The organism is Yersinia sp. LJYL362 (assembly GCF_048323875.1).
This window is the reverse complement of the sequence record NZ_JBLWEX010000298.1, coordinates 1-25,124: the sequence shown is the minus strand read 5'-3', so window position 1 is coordinate 25,124 and position 25,124 is coordinate 1. Positions and strand designations below refer to the sequence as shown.

Genomic DNA, 25,124 nt, shown 5'->3' with positions numbered 1-25,124 from the left:
CTGTTAGTAATCAAGCCCCTTGATTTGGGGAATGGCATGGCAGCGGCAGCCAATATGGGCTCTGCCGGGGAATAATCCGCTTTCACCGTGATAAGCCGCGCCCCGCGACCAAAGATAAATACCCACGCCATAACCCACATTGCTGCGAGAAATTTCAAAGCATTTGATTTTAGCTCGTGGGTATTTACCGGCGGGATTACCGGACACTCTTACATCTTGCGAGGTAGACCAGCGGAAACGGTTAATTCCCGCGCCGACCTGCCGAGTGTGAGTAATATCACTGCGGATTTTGGCGGTTTGGTCACGGGAAATAAGATGCGCACGCTGATAGCTGGCACCGGTCACTTGCTGGAGATTTCTGACCATGGTGCTGAGCGAGTCACCGCGCGTGATGCTGTCCATCACTTCGCGCTGAATATCATCGAAATAATCAGTCGACAGTGACTTAATCAGGGCGACATTACTTTCGACCGAGGCATCGAAATAATCCACTAATGATTCATTGACCATTAATGAGGTCATATCAATACCGATAGCGCGATTAATTTGCTCAACAAATGCCGCAGAGCTTTCAGACTCTGCGCGACTCACCACGCGTTGGGCTAATCGGTCAGCCTGACGGCCCATCACCGAGCTATTGAATTTGTCGGCGGCCTGCCTGATTGACTGTTTGATGATATCGACCAGATAACTATCAGCGGTGTAATTACGGCGCAGAACCGGTGTTAATACTTCATCAATCGACTGGGCCATCATCCGAACCATTTCACGTAACTGAGCACGATAATAACGTTCGGTTTCATCTGTCGGTTTAACTGGCCTGAGTTGCGCCCTCCGACGCAACGGCTGGGTTTTTATCATCGCCTGCAGTGTTGCCAAGCCGGAATTGATAATCACCTTGTCGCTCGGCTGACTCATCATCTTCAAGTCGGGTGATGTCATTTTCTTGAATACCATAAACCCCTTGCTCCATCAGCTTACGGGCGACCTGTGACGGCAACACCACTTTTTGCTGGAGACGGATATCATCAGCCTGTGCATCAGCCAGTCGCTGGGCCGATATCTCGCTATCGCTCGGTTGCGACAGTGGCGCAAAAGTAAAATCCAGACCATTTGGCATGGTGCCAAGGGTCGAACGTACCAGCACCTCATCCAGCTTTTTTAGGAACGGGCGGTATTTCGCCTCCTGATCCCCTTTGATAGTGCTGAAATAATTGTTCTGATCGCCTTGCCCGGAATCCCCCATACCTTTGGCCTGTACGCCGAAGATGCGAGTCATCGGAATACCTGATGCGCCCGCCGTCCACTCCATCAGCACCGCCAACACCTCTCCCAAGCCACCGAAAGAGATTTGTTTGCGATCAAGGGTTTCTTTGGAATCCAGTAACGCCAGCCGAAATAGCGATTTCATCATGCCGAAAGTGTTATAGCGTTTGGCTATCGCCTCATCCATATCGCCAGAAGCTAAATCAGTGGCCAGATTTTCTTTACTGATGGTGTCGATATTGGCTTCGAGAATTAGTGAAGAAATCCCCCCTTTGGCGGCAACGGCATCTTTCACATCCTCAAGGCAGCGCCTCAAGCGGCTATCATCCCAGCCGCCGTTAATCATGCGTAAACGCATCGGCAAGGCCGCACCGGGCGCTCGCACAAAATGGCTGAAATGGATTTTCTGCTGACCGCCGTTTACCAGGTAGTAATCCGGCTGCATAAAGTTTTCAGCCAGCGGGTTAGAAACGTTGTATTGCTGCCCATTGATCAACATGCGATCCAACACCAACAAACGCTTAAGTGAGCCTTTCTTGATATTCTTTAATTCCAATTCATGAGACAGGTCTTGGTCGGTCAGCATCAATATCCCCGCCCCGCCATACAATCCGGCCCATTTAAAGGACTCTTGGGTGACCCCCTGAATATTGAACTGGTTTTCAGCATTGCGTAGTGCGGTAGCATCATCTGACGGAAATGAGCGCCATTCGCGGGTGGCGTCATCAACCGGAATATCAATAATCGAACGGGCGATCCAGTTTTCGGTATAAGCGGCCTCTAGCTCAGCAAAATCTTGCATCGCGCCATACATAAAGCGGCTATACATGCGCCGGTCACGGTCGGTACCCATGCCAGTCATCACATTCGACAAACCATCAGCAGTCAGGCGAATGCGGGGTTTACCGCCAAAATCCAGTTTTTCACTCATCGTTAAACCCACTTGTCATAACTGATGCTGCCACCAGCAATTAATTCGATCTCTATCGAATCCATAATTGTATCGAGGATGTCGTCGTTTTTATGGCTGTCATCCGCTGAGAAATCAGCGCATTCCGTCAGTGCAGGCAGCACCCAATCCGTCGAGGCAGCCACCGCCCCATCCCAGTAATAAACCTGCGGGATTTTTTGACCGTCGTCAGTCATCAGCGCCGGAAGATAGACACAACCGGTTTTCATCTGCGGAATAGTATTCAGGCAGCGGATCAGCTTATTTTGGCCTGAGCCGCGCGGGATGGTCAGGATGGGGATACTTTTACGTTTTACCAGCGTGGTAATCAGACCTTGCCCAGCTTGCTTATCCTCGATGCCCATATGGCGTAATGGCGCGGGGCGCTTCGGATTATAAGGCCGCCATTTCTCCCATAAGTCTTGCGCGGTGGTCAGTAAGTCCTCTGGATCCCAGCGACCACGCACACTGTCAATAATGTAGAGATTGCCATCAACCCCCATCCCCACCAGGGTAAAGACGGTGTAATCGTTGTAATCTTCGATTTTGCCGGAGTTGGTATCAACATAAACGGCGCGGTGAGTCAGCGGGGGTAAATGGGTGTAGCGTTTAAACCAGTCGGTATCAATTAACCCGCCAGTCAATGCCCGTGGGCGCTGCATATATTGCGACATGAAAGTGTATTCGTCGCTTTCCCACAGCCGCAGCAAGTCACCGACATATTCGTTTACCGGCCAGTAAGACCAATAACGCACCCCGCCGACCACCACGCTTTCACTATTTTTAACCGAGAACCAGCATTGTGAGCGCCACGGCTCCGGCAACGCATCGATGTATTCTTCACTGACCAGCGCCGGAATAGTGATGTGGTGAAAATCCACCCCCATCTTGCCGGACAGCATAAATCCGGTAGCGTCGTCGGTATGAAGTCTTTGCTGGATAGAAACAAACGGTGTGGGATGCTCTTTGCTCTTATCACCTCGTCGCGAGCGGATGGTGTTCACCAAAATACGGTTAGCACTGGCCCGTTTGGTGGCCGAAAACATATCTTCGGGTTTGTTGTAATCATCCAGCCCAACAAAGCCGGAAAAGTCAGGGCCGGGGAAACCCGCACGACCACCGGTTAATTGCCCACCGCTGGAGCGGGAAACCGTCTGCCCCACCATTCGGCCACGGCTATTAACGATTTCCCACTCTTCCGCCTGATTAATACCAAAGCGGCAAGGCCACAGTGATTGATACTCAGGGCTGGCGATAATATCGCGGGTGCGGCGGCTATTGCGTTTTACCAGTGTGTCAGCAAACGACACATTGAGGTTACGAAAGCGCCGTAATTGGCCGGTCTGCACCAACATATTGATATAGGCTGGCAAATGAACCGAAATAAACTCGGTTTTAGTCCCACCTGGCGGTACGTTCACAATCAGGTTGCGCGGTTGCAGCCGGTTACTGACCAAATCATCCAGCTTTGAGGCCATCATTTTATGATGCCAGTTCACCAGTAACCGGTCACTTTGTAACAGCTCAAACCAAATGCGGGTGAAATTAAGAAAAGACTTTTCCGATCGGGATTTCAGGGCGACACGCGACGGGAAATCCAGATTTTCCCATTCGAGAATATCGCTCATGTGTTGGGCCTTTGGCTTTAGCGGTTGATACGGTTTTTAATGCTATTATTTGAATAGTTTCACGAAAAAAAGCCCACATTATGTGGGCCAAAGATTAAATTAAATATACGATATTTTTCCTGCTCAAAAAATTATCAAAATTTATGAGCGGTCATTTTCCATAGCTAATCTATAGCCATACCATGACTCCATATCCATTTCATCATCACCAACGAAGCGCTCATGTATTGCGTGAAGAAAGGCACTTTTAGCAGTTGATGATGCCAAAAACAAATCTTCTGCATGATGATTAGAACTAACTATCCAAGTATCTTGACGATTTCCCGGTTCACATTTATACAACCCCACGTCTTCTACATCAGAAACAGCTCTGTAAAGAGCCATAACCTCTTCCGTTTCATCATCTACATTGTCTAACCATGCTTCAAAATCAGTAATCGATGCCATGTTTTCCTCAACTATTCGTATATTGAAGACTCATTTTCTGAGCTAGCAGTCCGTTAAGCAAATATATTTTCTTGTTATATGATCTCATCCCTAAAACTAGCATTTGTTATTTTTTTACATACAAAAAATACTAACACATTATATTTATTTAACTTTTTATCGATTTCAATCCAAATCCGGCATTTTGCCCTCTAACATATGCTGGGCTTTCGAATAATCTTCTGGCGTGTAATTCACCTGATTAATAGCCCCTCCATCAGGGCCGCTAATTTCAGTTTTATTTTTCAGCATACCCAAATGCTGCCCGACCATTTTTAGTGCGTCGTCCTGATTACGAGTAATGACCTCTAAGCCAAACTTACCTTGCTTAACACCGGCATAAAGGCGGCGTGCCGAAACTGATAAATCTCGCGAATCATGAAAATGCGCCCTGCCTTGCCCCTCACCATTACAACGTGGGCAATCTGGATTGGGATCGAGCGTACTGTCAAAACCGTAACCGCCATCATCCAGTGGCGCAGGTTTTCCATTATTGGTTCTTTTCTCCGACTCTTCCTGATATTCCTGCTCGTTAATCCACTGGTATTTATTTTCAATCCCCCAGCAATGACGGCAACATAAACGGCGAAATTCTGAAATTTCGTTGGCGTTGGCCGTGGCAATATCCCACCACCAATTTAAAACGGCATCCTGCGTGATATGCGTCCGTTTTTCTCTGGCTTCCATAGCATCGCGGATGGCTTTGTTTACCGATACATGGCGATACAACCGACGGGCAGCGGCAGCACCGGTTAATCCCTCGCATTTATATCCGGCCCGTTTATAAGCAGCCGTCTTATCCAAATCAATTAAATACTCACTGACGAATTTTGCCTGCATATCGTTAAGCCCGTATCTACTGGCGATAGAGCGGCTTTCTTCAATTTGATTTTCAATTTCAGGCAATTCGATATTTTCAATTTTCAAAATTGATTTTTTATCTTTGGTTCGCAGGTTCGCACCGGAATTATGCGAACCTGTTTTGCGAACCTTTTCGGGCTTAGGCCATTCATCAGCTTTAGCCCTCTTCCGTACTGCAGTATCACTGACACCGTACTTTTCAGCTAATGCACGAATTGAAAGTTGTCCGGCACAGTATTCGCGCTTTATCGCCTCCCAATCCGGCTTTTTCATTTTTTACTCACACAATTGGTGTTGAACCATTCCCAGTATATTCTGTTAACTCTCACATCAAAGAACTGGGAGGTTCAACATGTCAGGTTATTCAAACTTATGGTTCAGCATAAAAAATCATATCAACGAAGTTCGTGGTATCAAAAACGTTGGCTACGCAGATGCAAATGACAGCCTAAAAGTCGATAACAGAACAATGCAGATATTTATATTGGATGTTTTCTTACATGAGCACCGTAAAAAATACGGTTCGGGTGTATTCCCTTTACAAGGTAAGAATGCCCTGCACCACAAAATCCTGATGAAATACAAATGGCCACTGTCCGTTATACGGGAAATGAGCCTAAATGATTCCCTTTTTGTTCTTCAGGACGAGCTGATTCTTGCGAACCTACCTGAAGATGCTCAGAGATATTTGTCACATCAGGAAGGGACAGTTCAGATTGCTTTTGATGACCTACAGGAACATGAGTGGAAGCCGACGATTGCCGAAATATTCCTGCAAGTGCAAGAACGCTAACCTCGGGATGCTTATCACTCAATTCGGCAAGCCTTTCGTTCAGAGATGCTTGCTGATTCTCATTTGAAATAAGGTACCCGAGTTCCAATAGTTTCTGAGCTAACCAATTGCTCAACTCTCGATTATTCAGACTTCCGGCATAAATATAAGGCTTATCGTTCATATCATTTTCCTTATGGATGAAATGACAGTAGGTAAATGTTATTGAGGTTTTAAATGCTCCAGCAAGAAAATCATGGCTCGCGTGTCGCCTTTCTTGGCTTTGATAAACAGAGAATTGGATATATCCGCTATCCCTTTGGCTTTTCCCCGGCGCACTGCCAGCCGATAAAGCGAGATTGCTGATTTATCTTTCCTTAAATTATCAATGTCGATTTCCAGTGTGTCGGCTATCTGCTGTTCCGTTAACCCACGCCCTGCCAATGCCTCCACCTTATCGAGCGTCGGCTTATCCATCGTCAGGCCCTCTTGGGATAGGGTTTATGACGTGAAATCAGGATTTTTTTCATTTTCTTGTCGAGGGGCATCAGGTATTTATGCTTTCCTGATGTTTTAAACTCTTGGGCGTTGGGATCTAAATGCTGGCGGATTGATTCAAGGTTTTGCTTTACCCCCTTGGCAGAAACACTGCGCGGGTGGGTTTTCTTACCCTTGATAATGAATGCACCCACCGTTCCGGCCCCAAATAGCCCCTCATATATCCAATTGGTGGCCTGATAAATTCCGCCATGATGATTTTGGTCTTTATCTGCATAGGAGACGATTAGTCGCAGACCGGGGCAAACATCAGCGAGAAATTTAATCGCTTTAGCCAATATCTGGCTAACCGGGGATATATGCTGGCGTAACGCTACGCGGGTAAGTTCGCAAACTTGGTCCTGCTGTAAACTGTATGGCTGCCCGATATGGTTATTAGCCCCGCGGCTAAAAATAACGACACCAATAAATTTCCCATCTTCCCACGCGCCCACTTTTACCAATTTTCCGACCGGAACCGCTTTAGCATAATGCCAGTTAAGGCATGCAAAGCTGGCCGCCTGATGAGTCGCCCAATCCACCGTGAGTGTTGTCATAAAACACCCCCGCAGTGTGGGCAGAGTTTGGCATCCAGGTGATCGAGCTTTCCCTGATCATCTTCGTTACCAGGCAGAAAATCGAGATTCAACATTTGATCGATTTCATCAGACGAAAATCCGGTTAGACCAAGGTCAAAATTTTCTGCCAATAAATCACTTAATTCCAAAGTTAAGAGATCCTGATCCCATACAGCATTCAGCGGCAATTTATTGTCAGCAAGGCGATAGGCTTTTTTCTCCGGTTCCGTTAACCCAGATAGTGTGATGGTAGGAACTTGTTCCATACCCAACTGTTCCGCTGCCAATAAACGACCATGACCCGCAATTACCTCACCCCGTTCATCAATAAGAATTGGATTTGTCCAACCGAACTGTTTAATACTCGCCGCAACTTCATCTATTTGCTCCGCTGAGTGGGTTCTGGCATTTTTTGCGTAAACAATCAACGAACTGAGTGATTTATAGGCTATCTCTAATTTATTCTGATTTTTTACTATGGTCATTTTGCATGTTCCAACTATTATGACCCTGCTCTCGAGAGCAAGTGGGCCTTGGTTCGTACTCATGACCGATCCTGTGGGTATGAATGGCCGTTAGTAGCTACAACTACCAGCGGTCGCCCACCTTCCTAAATAAAAAAACCACCAGCAACCATGCTCAGGGTGAGCGGAAGGTGTTACTGATGGCTTTGCTTGCGCATTATCAATGGCACTCAGTGAATGCTATTGATAATGCTATTTTGAACAAATGATCACAGCATTTAGATACACCGACTCAATACCCCCTAAATCTGGTTTGAACATGTATCCCCCTCATTAGCTGATTTAATAATTTAGGCAATGGAATGATTAACGATTTACTAATAGCTGCAATTAGTCATGAGAGGATGCGTCATAAGTTAAACGACCTTAATTGCTACTTTTATAACCGTAAACATGAAACACAAATACGTGATGAACTAGTGATTATACTCAATAAAATTAGCAATTTAACTGCACTTAGTGAGTATCCTAAATTTGGTTTTGGTGCTGTGGACTTATCACTTTACGATCATTCAATGATGACTTGCGGACATCACGGCAATAATGTAGCAACGATAGAGCTAAAGCATCATTACCCAAAAGATTTGTTAATTGGGCAAGTGCAAAAAGACATCATTTCTGATATTTCAAGAAAGGTAGTATCTCCAACTACGCATTTCATTCATATCATCCAACAAAGGACCATGATCCGTCCTCCCATATTCGGTTCTGTTAAGTACTTAGAAAGAAATGCTGCCGATGTTAACTTTTACGTTGATGCCCTAGAACAAAAACATTCATTTCCGAAGAGTTTTAAGAAAAAAAGTGTATGCATTGAAGCTCATGGTGACCTGATGTCGGCATACACATTTAATATATATGATTTGAGAAAATACTAGTTCAGGACAGCTGGTTATGGATACCCAATAGTTACGGTTTTCTACCAATGTTCTGTCGCCAGCCAATCACTTCATCCAGCCGCCCCTTACAGACCCGCAGCTCACGTTTCAACACCAGCGCATATAACCCGCTATCGCCCCAAGTGGTACCGACGAACTCCGGTACCTCGCATTCAGTTAATGCTGATTCGGGCGGTAGCAATACAGGACAATTAGCTGGTGGGCGTGGTACCGACTTACTCGCGCAGGATGTTAATGCTAGCGTCAGGCATGCGCTGAATAGCACATTTATCATCTGACGACGCCGCCAGAAACCGCTTAAGCCGGTCTTCACTTTCATTGCGTAGTTTCCTTTCTTTCTCTAGCTGGCGGGTTGTGGCTGTGCGGTTGGCGGCTTCATTCACCTGGTATGCATCAATGATATTTCCCAGAATCGTATTCGTGTTTTGCTCATCACTCAGCGCTTTTTCCGCTTTTTGGATATCATTTGAGAGGCGATAACTGTTAAAGAACAGAGCCGACACAACCACCACCAGCACAGCAATAACTATTCCAATGGCCTTATTCATCCAGCCCCCAACAGGTCAGCGCACTTTCCTGTGCACGGCGTTCAATCTGCCCGTAACAGTTATTTGAGCGGATATTGCAATCCTTACCGCCGTCATATATCCAGCGTTTGATTTCAGCGCATGCGCCTTTATGGTCGCCAGCATTAAGTTTGCGGTAAAAGGTGGAGGTGAAACATTTACTCGGGCCGATGTTATAGGGGCAAAACGAAGCGATACCGGCAATCTGTGGTTCAGTCAGCGGTACCCGGACATTTTTCTTTACCCAGCTTATGGCCTTGTCAGCCTCCAGCTGATTCACCGCAGCGCACTTGTCTGCTGATAACTTCATCCCTTTTACTACCGGTTTGCCATCGACTTGAGTCGCACCACGGCAAACAGTCCAAATCCCCTTTCCATCTGGATAAGCTACAAGCCGGTTGCCCTCTTTCTCATCCAAAAGCTGATCAAGAATTATGGTGGCTGGTGCTGTGACCATAATCAGAGCCAGGACAGCCGCGCTTAATTTGCTTTTTGTCGAGGCCATCACTCACCATCCGGTTTATAGCCGTGGCGACGATCCCAAATCTTGATGCCAGCATTAAGCATGAATGTCAGGGCCATAAAGAATAACGAACCAAGCACACCAATCACCGTCCATTCATCAGGGGTGAATCCGGCGATCAGCTCTTTAGCCCAAAAAATAAAACTACCACCCGACGCCAGGTAGGAAGCATTAGAAGCGATATTGCTCATTTTCATAGTCTCCCCCTCCCTGATGGGTTGGGTGTGAAGCGGAAAGAAAATGCACCACAATCACATGATAATCATAGTTATTGCAGATTATTTGGGCGCAAAAACGACAAAACCCCGCAAAAAGCGAGGTTTTTTGAATTGTGTAAGCTACGTGACTAAGTAACCACTCTTATCACAGTACAATCATTTTTGCGTACGCGTTAGCATTTTTGTATCCTTATGTGCCAGAAGGTTTATCTAAGTTCGAAGCTCAGTTGAGTTAAACACTACGAGTGAGTTCAAGGGAGTGACGAAACCAGTTTAGACCGCAGACCAGTTATTTAGTGAGAGAAGTTTTACGTAGGTCGTTAAGCATACAAACCGTTACTGTTATGGAAAATTTAACTTTAATAGGAAAATCGAGTGTTTCTAAATAATACTGTAGTCCAGAGAGCAGTTAGTAGTTTAGAACTAGACCCTGAAAACCCTCGATTGATTGGGTTTATTGAAGATTCTTCATTAAAAAATCAAAAAGATATACTTCTTACATTAACAATTAATTATGATGTCATCGACATTTGCAATTCCATTATGACAAATGGATATTATCCAGAATTCAACATTGTCACAATTCCTAAAGGAAACGATGATAGGAAACTGTTAGTTATTGAGGGAAATAGAAGAACATCTGCATGTAAGATAATATTAAAGCCTGAGTTATTAAAAGGGACAAAATATAATTACATGATTAATAAGATAAAAAGAAATGCAAGTTATGATAAAATAAGTGAAAGTATAAAAAAAATAAATGTTGTTGTTTTAGATAATAGAGCTGATGCAGAAACATATAAGGCATTAAAGCATACTCGACAAAGTATTAAACCTTGGAGTCCTTATACGCAAGGTGGATATTTTGTAAGTAAATTAAGTGTTGGGATGACATTGAGTGGCTTACGAGAAGAGCTTAATTTAACAGAAATGAAGTTAAATCAAATCCAGCGAGTTGTCTTTTTTTACCGGCTTGGCTCTGTCATTTTGAATTTGACTTGTTGGACCGATGCAGAGAGAGATTATCTTAAAAGTCAAAAAGATGAATTAAAAATTGAAGCAATTATTAGATTAATCCAATATTCTGAATTCATTTCAAACATAGGGATGATAAAAATTGATGAATTTGGTAATTTAATCACCCCGCAGATATCCATTAGTCAGTTTTATTATATTCTTGAGATTTTAACGAGAGACTCGCACTTTATTGAAGATAAGGGTAAGAATGATTTTATTTTATCTACACGCCAAGAAAATAAAGAAGAAATTAAAGCTTATATTAATGAATTGAAATTAAAATTAGATCTTGTTAAGGAAGAGTATATTGATCATATAAGTGTGCCAGAAGATCCAACAATAAATGAGCCAGAGGTTACCTCAACTCCTGAGGACGATGAAACTCTAGGCCCGATAAAAAGAAAAGGCAAGAAGTGGATTAGATTACTTCCTTTAGGCACAATTCATCCCTCTTCATGCCAAAAACTTGAATCTCTAGTTATTGAGGCTGTTAAATTAGACATCAAAAAACATCCTTATTGCGCGGCTCTTCTTGCCAGATCTATATTTGAAATCACGCTCAAAGTTTGGATAAAAAGACGTGGGTTTGAAAAAGATCTAACTAGCGAGTACAAAGAAAAAGCATTTGATTTTAATAGTTTGCTTTCATTTTCCAATAAGAATATGGCTTCATTAATAACAGATGATACTGATGCAGTGAAAGCAATAAGGCAAGTTGTTAATAGCCTATTGACGACACATAAAGAGATACTTAACTTAACTAACCATAATGATATGAGTATCTTAAGTGATAGTGAGGTCAATCATATCAAGGATAAACTGAGTACTTTTTGTACTTATTTTTTACCTCGCTTAGTTGTGTAAAGGCTGGCCAGTGTTTCTAAGTTGTGTATAATAGTCAGAACCATTTTATAACCGGTGAATAATAATGCAAACATATGAGAAAATCCGAATAGATACTCTTAAAAAACAGAGTATTAGAAGTAAGTTTGGTCTTCCTCATATCTCAGCCGACGTATCCCCTTTCAGGTACCCTGGTGGGAAAGGGAAACTATCAAAGTTTTTAGCTCTTTTTATTGTAACGAATAAATTAGAAGGTTGTAAGCTTGTCGAACCTTTTTGTGGTGGGGCTGGTGGTACCTTACCTCTTCTTTTGGCTGGTTTAGTAGACAAATTGGTACTAAATGATATTAATCCTGCAGTATCCGCATTCTGGTGGTCGATTAAAAATCAACCGGGACATTTGATAAAAATGATCGAGCAAGAGCCTGTTGATATTAATGCATGGTTGCATTGGAGAAGTATATATTTCAGTACTGATGAAGTGTCAACTTTAGAAAAAGGATTTTCAGCATTTTTCTTAAATAGAACAAATCGCTCAGGTATGCTGCATGCAGGCCCTATAGGCGGAAGGGATCAGTCAGGTGAATATAAAATAGGATGCCGATTCACCCGGGGGACATTGATAAATAGAATTGAGCGGATTGCTGGTGTCTCGTCTAAAATACATGTAACAAGCAAAGATGCAGTGAAGTCTATAAGTCGACTTTCAAGCGACGATTTTATTTATGCTGATCCTCCGTATGTAAAAGAAGGCCGAAATATTTACAATGACTTTTGCTTTATCGATTCTCAGCATATTAAATTTGCCAATGCCTTGAAGCGTAGTAAAGCTCATTGGCTACTATCTTATGATGATCACAAGCTAATACATGAATTATACTCAACCTCTGGCATCAATATAATTGAACTCAGTTACGCCATAAATAAAGCTAGGATAGGCCGTGAACTATTAATTGCCTCATCAGACTTAAGGCAACCTGAGCTAAATTTTCCTAGTCCAGCTGCAACAACTAAACCCCCCTTAGATGAATTAATGATTGCAACCATTTGATAAGTATTGATTATTTTAAGGTGAAGTAATAATTGAGATTAACATAGTTATTTCTTCACTTTAAATCCAAATTTTTGTTTATAGCTTATTAATTAGCATTGCCAAACACCCACCAATAAACCCCTGCGCCGTTTGCATCTCTTTTCTGATTGTCCCATCTGAGCACTTACGCCTTTTCGCTATCATTCGCAGTGAAACACCGTATACATAGTGCAAAATCACCAGCTCATACTCTTCCGGTTTATACTTTTTCAATCGAGCCACACAACCATCAATCATAATGCCGTCATCATCACAGCACTGTGGCCGTGATTTATTGGTATAGGGGAGCAGCCCCTTAAAGCCTGCGGCAATAGGTTGCCAATCTACCTGGCTATTATCATTGGCGGCCCATGCTCCCCAAAGCTCCAATAGATAGTGAATATCCAGCATTGGTTTTTCCTGCTCTGACGGCAGGCTTTGCGGTGCGGCTCTCATAACTTCCCTTCCTTTCGTAAAATATACTGGGTGCGCATAACGCCCTCGGCGTGATACAGACGGGCGGTGTCACTATCAATTAAACGGGTGCGCCGGTCACATTCGTCATGACATGCACCGCATCCCCAAGCCCCCTGCTCATCTGGTGGTTTGATGGCAGTGCCACAGGTTCCCGCTAGCCGGTAATGAGCCAGAACCACGGTTTCAGAGTTGCCATTGCATATGCCGGGGATTCTTATCTGACACTCACGCCCCCTTGCCTCTTTGCGTAAATTAGCCACAAATCCCCCTACGCATAACTTAATAGCTGGCTAGCTGCGTTTTCTGCGGCAGCTGGCGTACTAAAGGTTTTGTTCAAGATGAATTGCCAGAGCACATCAAGAGTGACTTTGTAGAGTTCGGAGAATTCGGTGTCGTCCATCGAGGCAAAAGAGATCGATTTAGGCTCTTTAAATTGCGAGCCATCCGGCATTTGAATAATAGCGTAATAACCAGCTTGAATGGTTGTCCAGCGGCGAAAAGCATCAAAAGATTTAAGCAGGGTTACACGGTCTGCCCGCTGTTCTGCCAGGGTATCGAGGTACTGACGGGCTAATTCTTCCAACGTATCGCTATGCCCGGCATATTCTGCCAAATAGTTTACATAGCCGCGCACCAGTTTCTTTTCTTCAGGCGATATGGTGCCACCGGAGGGTGTCCAGTAATCAAAACCCATATTCAATAAAGAGAAGTATTTACGGTGAAACTTTGGATTGCGGACCTGCTTAAAATCAGCGGTGAGAATAGCCCCCAGCTTGACCTTATAATGCAGAAAATCTCTAACATCGGGCGTGGCCGGTGTCAGTGTCTCATTGCCAGATTTGATAAATGAAAGTTGTGCCATCTTGCCCCCAAGGGTGATGACACAACAACAACTTAGGTTGTCAGTTGTTCAGGCTGACTTGATTATTATACCGTTAAATATCAGGGATTGTAATGATATACCCTGCCCTTTCTGCCATCTCGATAAAGGCTGGCAGCGTTGCTATAAACTGATCCGGTCTTAATTGTGCAAGACTTATTATCTTACCTTTTTCACAATGAATTACAGATCGGCCATCCGTTGGTAAATGTTGAATCAAGTTTTCTATAGTAATCATTAAGCTAACACCTTTATGATCTCAATAACCCCATACAGGGGACCTGGTTCAACCGATTTCATGTGAATGTCAGTTAAGTAAAGTTTCATATTCTAAATAGCGGATATAACCACATAAAAAGTATGAATATCAGCAATTTCTTGTTGATTATGCCGCCATCCTCCAGATACACAGCTCTGGCATATTCTCCCTTACCAATGCCTCGGCAAAGGGTGGCGGCACCGCATTACCACATCTTGCCACCTGTTCATATTTGGGCCAGAGGGTGCCATCAATATCCCGGTCAATAATGTAATCTGGCGGGAACCCGCTGGCGTTGTAGAGTTCACGGGCAATCAACATTCGCATACAAATATCAACGATGATGTATTCGCCTACCGATAGATATTGTGGCCGTGGCGCGGGGAATAAATGCCAGTCGTCCGGTAAATCGCTGAAATGATCCACCAGCCGCGCACAGTTCCAGGCGTTATAGCGTTGCTCGTCGGTCAGAGGTTCAACATCAAAATTGTTTTCCACCAAGCCAAAGCGCTCTTTGGTCGTCACCGCGTGTATTGGTTCTGAGAGATCTACTGAGCCACCGGTACCGTAATACTTGGTCAGAAAGGCGTTTATTATCCCGACATGATTACCGCCGGCGGTTAAAGTCGGTACCGGTTCAGTGATCGGTTTACCATCGCGACATGTTCCGCGCAGTTGTACCAGGTGCGAGGTGCAAAGCGCGTGGTGATCAACCGTGGTGATGGTGTGCAATGGCTGGTTAATCTCGATGCCTGCACCGGTGTAATTACCGCCATAATGCTTAGCAAGATAAGCGCAGGTTAACTGGCTTTTACCGCCCCCACCCGCCGTCACGGTACCCAAAGGCGTATTGATATCATTTGCCGTACTGTTGCCAAACTGACGCACAATTACCGGCGCAGCGATTGCAAAACCGTGAGTTCTGGTGATGGTCTGTAACGGATCACGTAATGACTGCCCACGGAAGCAATCATATTTGGTCTTGGTGCTGGTGTGGTTGCACTTCACCGCATACGGCTCCAGCAATAAATGCTCAGCCTTGCTGGTGATGGTGGTTAGCGGTTGGTCTAGCGGATACTGCAGGCGGTCACCACCGAAACCGGTTTGGCCCAACCGCACAATAAACGGATCAGGGTTATCGATAACAAAGCGTTGCAGCCCTTTGACGATGCGCCGCAAAGTATTATCAGCCAAATCTTTCTTGCGACCGAAAATAGAGCGAGTTGGCTGGCTCCAGTCGATACACTCGGCCGCCGTTCGCCAGGGTTGCAACATGCCCGAAAGCACATCTGCAGAGTTTGGTGCGCCGTGGCTTGGCTCTGGCCATACAACCGGCTCACCGTCACAACGCCCAACCACAAACAACCGCTTTCTGATGGTGGGGGTTCCGTAATCACAGGCTTTTAGCTCCCGATGATCCACGTTATACCCCAGCCCTGAAACCAGTTTTGCCGCCTCAGGGCCATTGATATCTATCTTCAAAAACTCACACACTTCGGTCAGCGCTGGATGATTCGCATCAATACCGGTACCCAGCATGTCAATAAACGCCTTGAACGTTTCGCCTTTACGGGCTGGATCAGGTCGGTGATTACCCTGACTATCCGTCAATAATGGCCCCCAGCCGCGAAACTCTTCGACGTTCTCCAACATCAGAAAGCGTGGACGTACTGCCAGCGCCCAGCGCAACACTACCCAGGCTAAACCACGAATTTCTTTCTTAACCGGAGTGCCACCCTTGGCTTTGGAGAAGTGGCGGCAATCAGGACTGAACCAACCCAGCAATACTGGTAAACCGCCCGTTGAGATAAGCGGGTCAACACTGAAAATATCCTCAGGGTAATGCAGTGTTCGCGGGTGATTGATGGAATGCATCGCCATCGCCACTGGGTTATGGTTCATGGCAATATGTGGCTCATAGCCCAATGCTTGCTTAATGCCCTCGCAGCTGCCACCGCCACCAGCGAACCCCACAACCACCAAACCATCCTGCAAATCAGGCCGCGCTACCGTGATTTCTTTACGTCGCGCGCATGCATGGGCCGCCTGTTGGATATGCTGCGGATTATCTCGATTTAAAAACATCTGATTCATTTGGAGCAAAAGCTGTTGCTGGTGGTCGGGACTCAAAGCATGTGCCGGTATAACCGATGAGGCACATTGATTTACTTCAGTCGGCCAGATCATTGAGCACCCCCGCCTTTTGTTTTGGCCCTGAGCATCGAATCCGCATAAAAACGCTCACTGACACTGTGCAAGGTAAATTCCGCTACCGGTTTTTCATGGCGGGTGATATCAACATGTGGCGATTTCATCAAACCAATCATACGCATCTGCAACATGCGCAGCGTAATGCCGTGATCCGGATAGGCTTTATCAAGCGCGGCAAGAATGCCGGTATAGGTCAATGTTTTACCCAGCATCACTGCCACCAACTCACTAGCCTTTAGCCGCAGTGCTGATGATGTGTTAGATTTTTTGGCCACTTTAAGCTTCTCTGATTTCGTTGCTGCCGATGTAGGAATTACTACTTTTTTCGGCTTGACCGGCGGCGTATAAGGCGCACGGCATCTGGCGCGAGCCGCCATTCCCCAGGCATCAATGATGCAAGATGAATGATCACATTTGTCGTCAATCACTGGCCGATTATCATTGATAAAATTATTACAGTTATTAATTTCCATTGGTCATACCTCGCTCACTACAGGGAATTCTTGTAATTCGTTGCTAACTTTTGCACCCGCCGACATTGGTCTAAATCAAACATGCCGATATGGCATTGAGACATTGAAATCTCTAACTGTCCGGCCAACCATTCATATGCTTCTGGCCGCTTCATGCCAAACTCTTGCCACAGCGGATCAAATGCGGCATGTGCCAACCGCTTCGCCGCTCGTAACTGAGCGTTAGCCAGACGGCCAAGGGGATAAGCATCACTATTTTTGTGACAGCCCACATAGGCCCCACAAGGCGCACATGACCAAAAGAACTGTGAAGCTAAGTCTTGCCGCTGAGGGTAAATTTCATGTCCCCGCACCAGCTTCGCCCCTTTGCCGCAGTAATCGCAAAAGACCGCTCGGTTGATATTGATCGTTTCCACTTTTTAATCTCCGCTATAGGGCTGTTCACCACTTTCGGTGTAAGCCTGTTTGAGATAACCCCGCCAGGCGTTATGAGCTATCGTTTCGTTTTTCATACGTAAATTGGCATTTTGGGCTTGTTTCAATGCCCTGCGTTCGGCTGAGTTTTTTGGCTCATTCCCCTTGAGTACCAGCCGCCGGAATGCGCCTTCAAAATCAATATTCAAATGCCCTGCATGGGACTGGCTGGCTTTCGGCTCAAACAATCCCTGCCACTCATTGGCAATGCTTTGAGCAATGACCACCGCTGGTGCATGGCCGTTCTCCTTGAATATCGCCAGCTGATTGATTGCGCCCATTGCCCCCTGTTTGGTTTTAATTGGTTTTTTCAAATCACAACGAAATTGAACCCACTCTTCCCACAACTCGGTCAGTAACCATTCCGGCAGTTCGATATTTAACGGATCAAATGTCTTACCTTCCCTTTTCCCCTTGGGGGGTACAGGGGGGTTTTCTTTTAGTTCTTTCTCTTCCTCTAACTCTTCCTCTGGTAACGCTTTTTGATCCGGTGGTGTAACGCCGCCAGCGTTACCTTTGTTGTTACCTTTTGATTTCGAATCTCTGAATTCTGTAACGCGCCGACTGGTAACTGCCCGTTTTTTAGAGCCTTTTCCGTTATGGCGTTCAAAATGTGGGAAATACATTTTTGTGCCATCATGTTTTAACCATCCAACGGCAAGCAGTGCGTCAGCGAAGCCCGACATAAAAGTGATACGGTCAATGCCAATTCGGGTAACGCTAACGGCGTTACAATCTGCGTTACCGTCGATGGTCTGCTGATCAGCCCAGACCCAAACACGGATTAACTTCCCGAGTACGGTATCTGGGTCAACATTCAGGATTTCAGCCAGTTGGAAGATCTCCGGTTTATCTGGAGTAATCACTTCGACTTTTATCCAACTTGATGCCATACCTACCCCGATTCAGTGCTGCTCTGTAACGCTGATAACGTTACATTTGGCGTGACTAGTATTAAAAAGAGCGTTAAATGCTCTCCGTTGCCCTTGCATGGCTTCACGGGTAAATTGCCGTAAAATCACCCGCGCCATATTTGCTGTAATTGGCATATTTCCGTAACGGTAACCATTGCGGTAAGTCAGTTTTTTAGCCATGTGGCACCCGCCACGGCTTTTTAGCTTTAACGACTTTCGCTACCGGTTTATCCCGCATCCGCTTATAAGGCTTGGCGTATGTCTTAGCCCAAACTAACGCGCTGGAAAATGTAGAGTTCGGTGTATCGGTGTAATGCTTACCGCCTTGAATAGCCGCCGATCTAGCGACTGTCTCGCTAAAACCGGCACGTTGCAGTTCATCTCGTAATTGTTGCTCGACTTGTTCTCTGGAAAATCTGGCCATTGGTCATACCTCGTTATGCAATCAACTGCTGTGTCACCGGAATAAGTGCATGTATCGCCTCAGTGGCTTTAATTAATTTCTGTGACATATCAGAGCAGCCCAACAACACCGCACTCATCGCCAGCGAGAAATCGCGCAATGCTTGTGCCGCCAAATAATTCACTGAATTGGGGTTTTCCAATCTGGCACGCCGCTCTCCTGGCAATGCCTGAAGAATGGCTGGAGTAAGTTCGGCGATTTTTGCTCTGGCCTTGTCAGTGTCACTATCAACCCAGCGGAACAAGCGCTGTTTGTTGTTGTGGGTGGCGTGTTCATCCTCAATGGGCGTGAGTGGAAGCTCATCACCACCGAGATCGAAATAAGCCTGTGCTACTTCTGCCGCGACAATTTCTTGTTTGGTTTCTGCTGCCCAGCTCCGCAATTCTGCGCAGATGGCATCATGTTTTAATTTCACAGTGACCTCCTTATGAAAGCTGATTTTTAAAAATCAGCGTTTACTGTGCTGGTGCTATAGGCTTGTCATAATCAATAGGGTCGTAATGCAATTCGCCATTAGAGGCTTTCTCTAATCGAACGGCCCTTTTCTCTGGGACTAAATCACCCCAAGCAGAAACCGATGGCGGCTTAACCCCCGCAGCTTTTGCCAGAGCACTCTTGGTTCCGAAATATTGAATGGCATCTTTTTTTAACACGTCGCCTCTCCTGTTGTTAGATTTAGTTAACAAGTTATTTGTTCAGGAAATTTAAGTCAAGAGAATTTAGAATTACCTAACTATGAAAAATCCCGGTGAACGCATCAGAGAGCGGCGAAATGAGCTGCAACTAACCCAACGCAGCCTTGCAAAGGCGGTGAAAGTGTCCCATGTCACCATTTCACAATGGGAAAGCAACGACAGTTCACCTTCTGGCAAAAATCTATTTGCCCTGAGTACCGCATTGCAGTGCTCACCAACGTGGATTTTATACGGGGATACTGATCAATCCCCCTCACCCGCAGTAAAGATCCCACCTGAACTTGATGAGAGAGAAGCTGAACTAATTCAATTGTTTGCGTCTCTTCCTGAATCAGAAAAAGAGCGGCACTTAACAGACCTTCGGCTTAAAGTTGATGAGTTAAACCGACTTTTTGAAGAGCTGTTACAAACCAGAAAAAAACTCGCCAAATAAATATCCATACTTTTCAAATTCTTACCGCTAATTCCGCCCTTATTGTTAAGTTTATTTAAATTTACGATTGAATTTATTGTTAGTTTAAATTAACTTTAACCCATCAACGGCACAACAGCCGCTTAGGTAAGCAAGTTCTGACAATCTGAAAGCAGATAAAAAGGGATAGACAATGGGAAAGCTATTGGATGACCACAGTAAATATGTTGCACAAGCTAAAGCCAAGGGGGTGAATTTCATCACTCTTCGCTGCCCAATATGCAATAAAGAAATTGAAACACGCAGAGGAATAGATAACGCAGTTTGGGATTCACTGGCGACTTGCCCTTATTGCGAATCTATTTATCTAAAAATTACTGATGGTGGGAAAGCAACTGCCGAGATAATTTAACACTTAATATTCAGGAAATTTATGGAGCAACTATTATTCGCTTTAGTTGTATCGGTATGCCCTGCTCATGAAATTTGTAGAGATATTGTCTATGAAGTTTATGACACCCAACAAGAATGTGAAAAAGTCATTTTCGAAAATAGGTTATTCAACGGCAACTGCTACCCAGTCGATGCCATTATTCATCAACAATAACGAGGTATGACCAATGAAATTTAAAGAAATTAAATTATCTATTAAACCGCTTCATAATGACGTTGCTCAGTTATCCGCAGAAAATGAAGTAATCGGCTATGCCGTTAAAAATAAAGAGGCTAATTTACCGCTGGCTTCTATTGTTTTGCCTAGTGGTGAAACTTTAGGGGATTATCACTGTATGGGCTGTGCAATTAAAGCCGCCGCTCAGCATTATATTGGTATTGGCGAAGATGAAGTCATTGAGGCCAATTTCAGCTTCGGTAATAACAACGTCCGTAACTTATTATTAGCTGCTTTGTTATCAAGTGTTGTTGATGATTTAACCACTCAATCCAGACATTAATAATTACCGCCAACACCAGTGAAACGGTCGTAAAACTCAGCTTATTAAAGTAGACATATCGACGCCGAAAACGTAACCGGCATTAAAACAGACGTAAAAAAGCCCACACAAGGTGGGCAATCTTACCAGCTTAACGTCCCGGTGACGGCAGAGTCAGCGACCAAACCGACTCTAGCGAGGTATGACCAATGGCTTCCACCACTGGAAGCCGAAATTATATAGGGATCTTTATGCAAAAGACAACACTTAGAATCCTGGCTGATTGTATCGTCATCGCTAATGCTGCTAAATCCCCCGCATTAGTCGAAGTTGGAGCGAGTCCAGACGCGATAATGGGCACTGTTTCAGATCTAATAGAATCCGGCATTGTAGATGTACGTGATTTAATTTCTCTGGCTTTAGAGCAAATTAAAAAATGTGATTCTACGTCGTTAGATCATGTATTACCCACAGATGAATTAATAGCACTGACCGATTGTTATTATCAGATTAAAAATAATTAGCGAGGAATGACCAATGAGCTTATTTGTATGTGGGTTTCTACCCAAAAAATCAGCTATGGCAAATGGTGCCGTAGCCATGGCGATTACTGTTGATGCCAAAAATCAAAAAATGGCAACAATGAAATCCACCATGTTATTAGAAGGGGAATTCCCCGGATCAAGTAGTCATTTCTTTGCCCCTAAAGTTTGTGCTGATCGTGTGGGTTCCCCTCGACCTCCGGTACATGATGATGCTGAAGATAATGCTATATTCAGCACTGAATGGATGGAACATAATCAATGGAATGATGAAACTAAAGAATTTGAACCTATCATCATTGCTAATACTGACGAAATTGACAATGTTAAAAACATCTTCGATTTACCAATTAACGTAAGAATTGCATATGTTTTATTATATGGCGTAGAGCCTGAAATTGTTGATAGCCATCTATTATCTAATGCATACGATTTAATTAATGATGATGAATCAGAGCCGTTATATCGTGCAGTTATTGATGGCTTGCCACGCTTACCACAAGTTAAGCACATGTACATCACTACATTGGCACAACTCATTGATGATGTTCAGGCCCACACTCCGGTATTTAAATCATGGCCGGACGTTAACAAGTTTGCTGAAAAGTGGATCAACTCCCGTCCGGATGAGCGTGAACACCCTGGCAATCAAGCTAATGAACAAGCCAATTCATCGCCTACGTCAGCGGGTCATCGTGAACGCGATTATAAGCATGATTACGCCTCTCTCGATCTTGAAGTCGCCTGCGCCCTGTTCCCCGGTGATTATGATGTTTGGGAAGTGCCATCATCCATTTATCGTGGCGCTAAAGAAAAAGTAGAAAAAGGTGATGAGGCTTGGCGGCGCTGGTCAACAGCTTTACGGATTATCCCTGCCATTTTAGCGGTTTCCCGTGATGATCTGTTTGCAATGATCCGCAGTGCTGAATTGGATATTCATAAAGACCCAGCCAAGCTGAAAGCCTATATCAATCAGTGTTTACAGCTTGATGTAATCAAAGCCGATGATGTGAAAGTAGCAAACCTTGGCGATGGCAAATTTAGCGTTGATGGCTTGACCGGCGCAGCCAACGATTCAGCGGCGAATACCAGCACAATCGAAAAACCAAAAACTGATACAAAAGTGCCAAAAGGCGCAACAGAACAGCCCAATCATGTATCAAACATTGCCAATAGCGCCATTAATGATGAAATGGCGACCATTAACGCCGAGACCCATACCAATGAGCTGATAGAGCCTGAATCACTGCCTCCTACCGCAGATGAGTTCCAACAACGGGCATCACAAATCGATCAGGATATCTCTAAGTTACCAAAAGAGTCTCAGGATAATTTAAGTATCTGGAAATCAGTACAGCGCACCGATCCCGCGCGTACCAAGCGAAAAGACACGACCAAAAATGGCAAAGTCATTCGCTCTGTAACCAGCATCAACCCTACCTATCAGACGATGAGAGCCACGGAAATTTTTGGCCCCTTTGGTAGCGGCTGGGGCGTAGATATTATCAGTGAGGAATTTATACCCGGCATCCCATTTATGGAGCCGGTCTATGATGCTAATAACCGTGAAGTTGGGCGCAAACCCATGCGTGATGGTGATGGCACCATTCTACGGACATCCAACCACACAATGCGGATTGAACTGTGGTACCAACACGCAGGAGGTCGGGGCCGCTTCCCTGCTTTTGGTCATACCAAGCATATTTATCAGAGTACCAACGGTTTCATTTGTGACGATGAAGTCAGCAAAAAAAGCCTAACGGACGCCACGACCAAAGCATTAGCACAGCTTGGTTTCAGCGCTGATGTGTTTATGGGGCTGTTTGATGATGCTGAATACACCGCCGACAATAATATTGAGTTCGGTATTAAAAATGCCAGCACTAAAGCTGATGATGTGGTTCGTCTACGTAAAGAGTTAGACGACAAATTCAAAGCCAATACCGAGACGATGAAAACAGCAGTCACGGCGAATGAAGTGACAAAAATCAGCACCTCACTAACACGCACCATCGGGGTTCATCTCAAGAATGCCGAATCATCCCATGATGATGAACACGTCAAATATCTGACCGGCCGTCTAACCCGTTTGAATCAAATCAAAGATGAGTGCCTGGCAAAATTTGTCACTGAGGGAGAGAAAGCATGAGCACAAGCGCCATATCATTAGCCACTGATTACCGAAAATTACAGGAAATGGCCGATAGCGGTGATGAACTCACCCCCGAAATGGTCGCTGACACACTCTCTGGTATTGAGGGCATGCTGGAAGATAAGTTCGATGCCTTGATGGCGTTGGTTCGTAACACGCTGGGTCAGGCAGAGATATGTGCCAACGAAGCCAAACGGATGAGTGCACGCAAGAAAAGTTTTGATAATCAGGCTGAAATCTACCGTAAATATATATTGGAATGCATGATTCAGGCCGGTAAAGACTCGATCAAAACAGCGGCCAATACCTTCACAGCCCGAAAAGGGATAAAAAAACTCGTCATCACCGATGTGAATTTGTTGCCTGATGAATATGTCGACTCCGTTTCTCAGGTGCAAATTATCACCACCCCAAAAGCCGATGAAATCAAAGCTGCCTTAAATGAGGGCCTATTGATAGCCGGTGCCAAGTTTGAAACCGGCGAACGTTCGTTAGCCGTCCGCTAACTGATTTTTAAAAATCAAAACCGAACCGGTCAGCACGTTACTATGCTGGCCGGTCATATCGAGGTATGACCAATGGCTAAATTAATGACATTAACCGAATGGTGTGATGAAACGTATGCGACTGACAAGCCGACGATTCAAACACTCCAACGCTGGGCCAGAAACGGTAACTTTTACCCTGCGGCAGAAAAACACGGCAGACAGTATAGGGTAAAACCTAATGCTATTTATATCGATCCGAAGGATTTCAATCTCGGTAAAAAAATCAAAGATGCCAAAAGCGCGGCCCCTGCGCGGAATGCGTTTATGGAGAAAGTGATCAATGACTCGGCGGAAAAAGTACGATGCGAACTTACCGCGCAATCTCACCTATCGCCATCGCTATAAATCATACTATTGGCGCAATCCGCTAACAGGGAAAGAAATCCCGTTAGGCCAAATCTCCCGCAGAGAAGCCGTTTCACAATCTATCGAGGCCAATAATTATGTTGAGCAAAACTACTCTCCTGTATTACTACTGGAAAAATTGAAAGGCACACAAGAGTACACAATGACCTCCTGGCTTGAACGTTACGATGTCATATACAAGCGCAGAGAATTGGCAGTGAACACTTACAAAGTTCGCAAGGGGCAAATAGCCATGATCAGCGAAAAGATGGGCAATATGGTTCTGGCTAAAATCACCACTCGTCACGTTGCTGAATTTCTAGAGTTTTGGGTGGCACAGGACAAAAAAACTATGGCCGCTACTATGCGGTCAGTGTTGTCTGATATTTTCCGAGAAGCGATTGTCGAGGGCCATATAGATAATAATCCAGTGACACCGACACGCTCAGCTAAACCGGTGGTGAAACGTGAGCGCCTGGAACTGGACCAGTATCTCGCTATTCGTGAGGTCGCTGACACATTACCGGCGTGGTTTGGGCTATCAATGGATCTGGCGCTAGTCACTGGCCAACGGCGTGAGGATTTATCTCTGATGCGCTTTGACCAGA

At 44.9% G+C, this 25,124-nt stretch carries 36 protein-coding genes and 1 pseudogene; 13 read left to right on the top strand and 24 right to left on the bottom strand.

Features of this window, described 5'->3' with window-relative positions:
- Positions 1–3 precede the first annotated feature (3 nt).
- The 5 genes from ACNSO8_RS21535 to ACNSO8_RS21515 all read right to left on the bottom strand — a co-directional run bounded on the left by ACNSO8_RS21535 (position 4) and on the right by ACNSO8_RS21515 (position 5,463).
- Entirely contained in the window at positions 4–861 is an 858-nt protein-coding gene (locus ACNSO8_RS21535; RefSeq protein ID WP_418395824.1) for a phage minor head protein, read from the bottom strand.
- Positions 812–2,197 carry a DUF1073 domain-containing protein gene (locus tag ACNSO8_RS21530; RefSeq protein WP_418395823.1) on the bottom strand — a complete coding sequence of 462 codons (1,386 nt, stop codon included), beginning with the start codon at positions 2,195–2,197 and terminating at the stop codon, positions 812–814. The genes ACNSO8_RS21535 and ACNSO8_RS21530 overlap by 50 nt, the downstream gene beginning before the upstream one ends.
- A 2-nt stretch (positions 2,198–2,199) precedes the next feature.
- Entirely contained in the window at positions 2,200–3,843 is a 1,644-nt protein-coding gene (terL, locus tag ACNSO8_RS21525; protein WP_418395822.1) for a phage terminase large subunit, read from the bottom strand.
- Positions 3,844–3,984: 141 nt separating this feature from the next.
- Complete coding sequence (locus ACNSO8_RS21520; RefSeq protein ID WP_418395821.1) at positions 3,985–4,290, bottom strand: hypothetical protein; 306 nt, start codon at positions 4,288–4,290, stop codon at positions 3,985–3,987.
- Positions 4,291–4,455: 165 nt separating this feature from the next.
- Positions 4,456–5,463: a terminase small subunit gene (locus ACNSO8_RS21515; protein ID WP_418395820.1), complete on the bottom strand. Its 1,008-nt coding sequence runs from the start codon at positions 5,461–5,463 to the stop codon at positions 4,456–4,458.
- A gap of 79 nt (positions 5,464–5,542) precedes the next feature.
- Here ACNSO8_RS21515 and ACNSO8_RS21510 point away from each other — a divergent pair, with 79 nt between their 5' ends.
- On the top strand, positions 5,543–5,983 hold the full coding sequence (locus tag ACNSO8_RS21510; protein ID WP_025378494.1) for an ECs1072 family phage-associated protein: 441 nt from the start codon (positions 5,543–5,545) through the stop codon (positions 5,981–5,983).
- Positions 5,984–6,184: 201 nt separating this feature from the next.
- Here ACNSO8_RS21510 and ACNSO8_RS21505 read toward each other — a convergent pair whose 3' ends face one another.
- Genes ACNSO8_RS21505 through ACNSO8_RS21495 form a run of 3 tightly spaced genes read right to left on the bottom strand, consistent with a single transcriptional unit; the run spans position 6,185 to position 7,625 of the window.
- The gene (locus ACNSO8_RS21505) at positions 6,185–6,439 is read right to left on the bottom strand and encodes a hypothetical protein (RefSeq protein ID WP_042546137.1); all 255 of its coding nucleotides are present in this window, start codon (positions 6,437–6,439) and stop codon (positions 6,185–6,187) included.
- 2 nt (positions 6,440–6,441) lie between these two features.
- The gene (locus tag ACNSO8_RS21500) at positions 6,442–7,056 is read right to left on the bottom strand and encodes a hypothetical protein (protein ID WP_025378496.1); all 615 of its coding nucleotides are present in this window, start codon (positions 7,054–7,056) and stop codon (positions 6,442–6,444) included.
- A complete protein-coding gene (locus ACNSO8_RS21495; RefSeq protein WP_418395819.1) occupies positions 7,053–7,625 on the bottom strand; it encodes a ParB/Srx family N-terminal domain-containing protein in 573 nt (190 codons plus the stop codon). Before ACNSO8_RS21495 ends, ACNSO8_RS21500 begins: the two co-directional genes overlap by 4 nt.
- A gap of 278 nt (positions 7,626–7,903) precedes the next feature.
- On the opposite strand from ACNSO8_RS21495, the gene ACNSO8_RS21490 reads away from it, so the two are divergent.
- Positions 7,904–8,479, top strand: coding sequence for a hypothetical protein (locus tag ACNSO8_RS21490; RefSeq protein ID WP_025378498.1), 576 nt, complete (start codon positions 7,904–7,906; stop codon positions 8,477–8,479).
- Between the two features lie 31 nt (positions 8,480–8,510).
- Here the strand turns inward: ACNSO8_RS21490 and ACNSO8_RS21485 are convergent, their stop codons facing one another.
- From ACNSO8_RS21485 to ACNSO8_RS21470, 4 genes are read right to left on the bottom strand one after another with little or no spacing between them, the layout of a single operon-like run.
- Positions 8,511–8,681 (bottom strand): hypothetical protein, encoded by a 171-nt coding sequence (locus ACNSO8_RS21485; RefSeq protein WP_193588404.1) that lies wholly within the window; start codon positions 8,679–8,681, stop codon positions 8,511–8,513.
- A gap of 34 nt (positions 8,682–8,715) precedes the next feature.
- Positions 8,716–9,048, bottom strand: coding sequence for a DUF2570 domain-containing protein (locus tag ACNSO8_RS21480; protein WP_418395818.1), 333 nt, complete (start codon positions 9,046–9,048; stop codon positions 8,716–8,718).
- Positions 9,041–9,571, bottom strand: a complete 531-nt coding sequence (locus ACNSO8_RS21475; protein WP_418395817.1) for a lysozyme — start codon at positions 9,569–9,571, stop codon at positions 9,041–9,043. The genes ACNSO8_RS21480 and ACNSO8_RS21475 overlap by 8 nt, the downstream gene beginning before the upstream one ends.
- Positions 9,571–9,786, bottom strand: a complete 216-nt coding sequence (locus ACNSO8_RS21470; RefSeq protein ID WP_046050627.1) for a phage holin — start codon at positions 9,784–9,786, stop codon at positions 9,571–9,573. The genes ACNSO8_RS21475 and ACNSO8_RS21470 overlap by 1 nt, the downstream gene beginning before the upstream one ends.
- A 396-nt stretch (positions 9,787–10,182) precedes the next feature.
- On the opposite strand from ACNSO8_RS21470, the gene ACNSO8_RS21465 reads away from it, so the two are divergent.
- Entirely contained in the window at positions 10,183–11,688 is a 1,506-nt protein-coding gene (locus tag ACNSO8_RS21465) for a hypothetical protein (RefSeq protein WP_418395816.1), read from the top strand.
- Between the two features lie 64 nt (positions 11,689–11,752).
- Positions 11,753–12,718, top strand: a complete 966-nt coding sequence (locus ACNSO8_RS21460) for a DNA adenine methylase (protein WP_418395815.1) — start codon at positions 11,753–11,755, stop codon at positions 12,716–12,718.
- A 78-nt stretch (positions 12,719–12,796) separates the two neighbouring features.
- On the opposite strand, the gene ACNSO8_RS21455 is transcribed toward ACNSO8_RS21460, so the two are convergent.
- The 12 genes and pseudogenes from ACNSO8_RS21455 to ACNSO8_RS21400 form a co-directional block, all read right to left on the bottom strand.
- Positions 12,797–13,150, bottom strand: a complete 354-nt coding sequence (locus tag ACNSO8_RS21455; RefSeq protein WP_418395840.1) for an antiterminator Q family protein — start codon at positions 13,148–13,150, stop codon at positions 12,797–12,799.
- A gap of 41 nt (positions 13,151–13,191) precedes the next feature.
- Complete coding sequence (locus tag ACNSO8_RS21450; RefSeq protein ID WP_048615663.1) at positions 13,192–13,476, bottom strand: DUF1364 domain-containing protein; 285 nt, start codon at positions 13,474–13,476, stop codon at positions 13,192–13,194.
- A gap of 8 nt (positions 13,477–13,484) precedes the next feature.
- Positions 13,485–14,078, bottom strand: coding sequence for a DUF1367 family protein (locus ACNSO8_RS21445; protein WP_418395814.1), 594 nt, complete (start codon positions 14,076–14,078; stop codon positions 13,485–13,487).
- Between the two features lie 73 nt (positions 14,079–14,151).
- On the bottom strand, positions 14,152–14,334 hold the full coding sequence (locus ACNSO8_RS21440) for a hypothetical protein (protein WP_075338413.1): 183 nt from the start codon (positions 14,332–14,334) through the stop codon (positions 14,152–14,154).
- 147 nt (positions 14,335–14,481) lie between these two features.
- The gene (locus ACNSO8_RS21435) at positions 14,482–16,542 is read right to left on the bottom strand and encodes a DNA cytosine methyltransferase (RefSeq protein WP_418395813.1); all 2,061 of its coding nucleotides are present in this window, start codon (positions 16,540–16,542) and stop codon (positions 14,482–14,484) included.
- Complete coding sequence (locus ACNSO8_RS21430; RefSeq protein WP_418395812.1) at positions 16,539–17,039, bottom strand: hypothetical protein; 501 nt, start codon at positions 17,037–17,039, stop codon at positions 16,539–16,541. Before ACNSO8_RS21430 ends, ACNSO8_RS21435 begins: the two co-directional genes overlap by 4 nt.
- Positions 17,040–17,056: 17 nt before the next feature.
- Complete coding sequence (locus ACNSO8_RS21425; protein ID WP_235428202.1) at positions 17,057–17,455, bottom strand: zinc-finger-containing protein; 399 nt, start codon at positions 17,453–17,455, stop codon at positions 17,057–17,059.
- Positions 17,456–17,686: 231 nt separating this feature from the next.
- Positions 17,687–18,406 (bottom strand): annotated as a pseudogene (locus ACNSO8_RS21420) (hypothetical protein); the annotation flags it as partial.
- Positions 18,407–18,418: 12 nt separating this feature from the next.
- A complete protein-coding gene (locus ACNSO8_RS21415) occupies positions 18,419–18,607 on the bottom strand; it encodes a hypothetical protein (RefSeq protein ID WP_048615675.1) in 189 nt (62 codons plus the stop codon).
- Positions 18,600–18,851: a hypothetical protein gene (locus ACNSO8_RS21410; protein ID WP_050291239.1), complete on the bottom strand. Its 252-nt coding sequence runs from the start codon at positions 18,849–18,851 to the stop codon at positions 18,600–18,602. The genes ACNSO8_RS21415 and ACNSO8_RS21410 overlap by 8 nt, the downstream gene beginning before the upstream one ends.
- Before the next feature lie 13 nt (positions 18,852–18,864).
- Positions 18,865–19,305 (bottom strand): toxin YdaT family protein, encoded by a 441-nt coding sequence (locus ACNSO8_RS21405; RefSeq protein WP_025378514.1) that lies wholly within the window; start codon positions 19,303–19,305, stop codon positions 18,865–18,867.
- Positions 19,306–19,345: 40 nt separating this feature from the next.
- Positions 19,346–19,543: a Cro/CI family transcriptional regulator gene (locus tag ACNSO8_RS21400; protein ID WP_042546153.1), complete on the bottom strand. Its 198-nt coding sequence runs from the start codon at positions 19,541–19,543 to the stop codon at positions 19,346–19,348.
- Positions 19,544–19,625: 82 nt separating this feature from the next.
- Here ACNSO8_RS21400 and ACNSO8_RS21395 point away from each other — a divergent pair, with 82 nt between their 5' ends.
- The 9 genes from ACNSO8_RS21395 to ACNSO8_RS21355 all read left to right on the top strand — a co-directional run.
- On the top strand, positions 19,626–20,018 hold the full coding sequence (locus ACNSO8_RS21395) for a helix-turn-helix domain-containing protein (RefSeq protein ID WP_042546154.1): 393 nt from the start codon (positions 19,626–19,628) through the stop codon (positions 20,016–20,018).
- 172 nt (positions 20,019–20,190) lie between these two features.
- Complete coding sequence (locus ACNSO8_RS21390) at positions 20,191–20,409, top strand: hypothetical protein (protein WP_050291241.1); 219 nt, start codon at positions 20,191–20,193, stop codon at positions 20,407–20,409.
- 21 nt (positions 20,410–20,430) lie between these two features.
- Positions 20,431–20,604, top strand: a complete 174-nt coding sequence (locus ACNSO8_RS21385) for a DUF1482 family protein (protein ID WP_100273932.1) — start codon at positions 20,431–20,433, stop codon at positions 20,602–20,604.
- A gap of 13 nt (positions 20,605–20,617) precedes the next feature.
- On the top strand, positions 20,618–20,950 hold the full coding sequence (locus tag ACNSO8_RS21380; RefSeq protein WP_025378517.1) for a hypothetical protein: 333 nt from the start codon (positions 20,618–20,620) through the stop codon (positions 20,948–20,950).
- A gap of 230 nt (positions 20,951–21,180) precedes the next feature.
- Positions 21,181–21,453 (top strand): hypothetical protein, encoded by a 273-nt coding sequence (locus tag ACNSO8_RS21375; protein ID WP_418395811.1) that lies wholly within the window; start codon positions 21,181–21,183, stop codon positions 21,451–21,453.
- Between the two features lie 13 nt (positions 21,454–21,466).
- Entirely contained in the window at positions 21,467–23,620 is a 2,154-nt protein-coding gene (locus ACNSO8_RS21370) for a hypothetical protein (protein WP_418395810.1), read from the top strand.
- A complete protein-coding gene (locus ACNSO8_RS21365; RefSeq protein WP_418395809.1) occupies positions 23,617–24,129 on the top strand; it encodes a siphovirus Gp157 family protein in 513 nt (170 codons plus the stop codon). Before ACNSO8_RS21370 ends, ACNSO8_RS21365 begins: the two co-directional genes overlap by 4 nt.
- 72 nt (positions 24,130–24,201) lie before the next feature.
- The gene (locus ACNSO8_RS21360) at positions 24,202–24,516 is read left to right on the top strand and encodes an excisionase (protein WP_050291246.1); all 315 of its coding nucleotides are present in this window, start codon (positions 24,202–24,204) and stop codon (positions 24,514–24,516) included.
- The coding region (locus ACNSO8_RS21355) for a phage integrase central domain-containing protein (RefSeq protein WP_418395808.1) at positions 24,452–25,124 on the top strand (673 nt) is incomplete at its 3' end. The genes ACNSO8_RS21360 and ACNSO8_RS21355, both read left to right, overlap by 65 nt.

Bases quoted from the DNA above. Each gene is read 5' to 3' on its own strand.
- ACNSO8_RS21370 (WP_418395810.1), top strand. From the start codon at position 21,467: ATGAGCTTATTTGTATGTGGGTTTCTACCCAAAAAATCAGCTATGGCA.
- ACNSO8_RS21500 (WP_025378496.1), bottom strand. From the start codon at position 7,056: ATGACAACACTCACGGTGGATTGGGCGACTCATCAGGCGGCCAGCTTT.
- ACNSO8_RS21410 (WP_050291239.1), bottom strand. From the start codon at position 18,851: ATGGCCAGATTTTCCAGAGAACAAGTCGAGCAACAATTACGAGATGAA.
- ACNSO8_RS21375 (WP_418395811.1), top strand. From the start codon at position 21,181: ATGCAAAAGACAACACTTAGAATCCTGGCTGATTGTATCGTCATCGCT.
- ACNSO8_RS21505 (WP_042546137.1), bottom strand. From the start codon at position 6,439: ATGGATAAGCCGACGCTCGATAAGGTGGAGGCATTGGCAGGGCGTGGG.
- ACNSO8_RS21395 (WP_042546154.1), top strand. From the start codon at position 19,626: ATGAAAAATCCCGGTGAACGCATCAGAGAGCGGCGAAATGAGCTGCAA.
- ACNSO8_RS21380 (WP_025378517.1), top strand. From the start codon at position 20,618: ATGAAATTTAAAGAAATTAAATTATCTATTAAACCGCTTCATAATGAC.
- ACNSO8_RS21390 (WP_050291241.1), top strand. From the start codon at position 20,191: ATGGGAAAGCTATTGGATGACCACAGTAAATATGTTGCACAAGCTAAA.
- ACNSO8_RS21490 (WP_025378498.1), top strand. From the start codon at position 7,904: ATGATTAACGATTTACTAATAGCTGCAATTAGTCATGAGAGGATGCGT.
- ACNSO8_RS21440 (WP_075338413.1), bottom strand. From the start codon at position 14,334: ATGATTACTATAGAAAACTTGATTCAACATTTACCAACGGATGGCCGA.
- ACNSO8_RS21455 (WP_418395840.1), bottom strand. From the start codon at position 13,150: ATGCTGGATATTCACTATCTATTGGAGCTTTGGGGAGCATGGGCCGCC.
- ACNSO8_RS21510 (WP_025378494.1), top strand. From the start codon at position 5,543: ATGTCAGGTTATTCAAACTTATGGTTCAGCATAAAAAATCATATCAAC.
- ACNSO8_RS21470 (WP_046050627.1), bottom strand. From the start codon at position 9,786: ATGAAAATGAGCAATATCGCTTCTAATGCTTCCTACCTGGCGTCGGGT.
- ACNSO8_RS21480 (WP_418395818.1), bottom strand. From the start codon at position 9,048: ATGAATAAGGCCATTGGAATAGTTATTGCTGTGCTGGTGGTGGTTGTG.
- ACNSO8_RS21520 (WP_418395821.1), bottom strand. From the start codon at position 4,290: ATGGCATCGATTACTGATTTTGAAGCATGGTTAGACAATGTAGATGAT.
- terL (WP_418395822.1), bottom strand. From the start codon at position 3,843: ATGAGCGATATTCTCGAATGGGAAAATCTGGATTTCCCGTCGCGTGTC.
- ACNSO8_RS21365 (WP_418395809.1), top strand. From the start codon at position 23,617: ATGAGCACAAGCGCCATATCATTAGCCACTGATTACCGAAAATTACAG.
- ACNSO8_RS21535 (WP_418395824.1), bottom strand. From the start codon at position 861: ATGATAAAAACCCAGCCGTTGCGTCGGAGGGCGCAACTCAGGCCAGTT.
- ACNSO8_RS21530 (WP_418395823.1), bottom strand. From the start codon at position 2,197: ATGAGTGAAAAACTGGATTTTGGCGGTAAACCCCGCATTCGCCTGACT.
- ACNSO8_RS21385 (WP_100273932.1), top strand. From the start codon at position 20,431: ATGGAGCAACTATTATTCGCTTTAGTTGTATCGGTATGCCCTGCTCAT.
- ACNSO8_RS21475 (WP_418395817.1), bottom strand. From the start codon at position 9,571: ATGGCCTCGACAAAAAGCAAATTAAGCGCGGCTGTCCTGGCTCTGATT.
- ACNSO8_RS21360 (WP_050291246.1), top strand. From the start codon at position 24,202: ATGGCTAAATTAATGACATTAACCGAATGGTGTGATGAAACGTATGCG.
- ACNSO8_RS21460 (WP_418395815.1), top strand. From the start codon at position 11,753: ATGCAAACATATGAGAAAATCCGAATAGATACTCTTAAAAAACAGAGT.
- ACNSO8_RS21495 (WP_418395819.1), bottom strand. From the start codon at position 7,625: ATGAGTACGAACCAAGGCCCACTTGCTCTCGAGAGCAGGGTCATAATA.
- ACNSO8_RS21435 (WP_418395813.1), bottom strand. From the start codon at position 16,542: ATGATCTGGCCGACTGAAGTAAATCAATGTGCCTCATCGGTTATACCG.
- ACNSO8_RS21445 (WP_418395814.1), bottom strand. From the start codon at position 14,078: ATGGCACAACTTTCATTTATCAAATCTGGCAATGAGACACTGACACCG.
- ACNSO8_RS21415 (WP_048615675.1), bottom strand. From the start codon at position 18,607: ATGGCTAAAAAACTGACTTACCGCAATGGTTACCGTTACGGAAATATG.
- ACNSO8_RS21515 (WP_418395820.1), bottom strand. From the start codon at position 5,463: ATGAAAAAGCCGGATTGGGAGGCGATAAAGCGCGAATACTGTGCCGGA.
- ACNSO8_RS21430 (WP_418395812.1), bottom strand. From the start codon at position 17,039: ATGGAAATTAATAACTGTAATAATTTTATCAATGATAATCGGCCAGTG.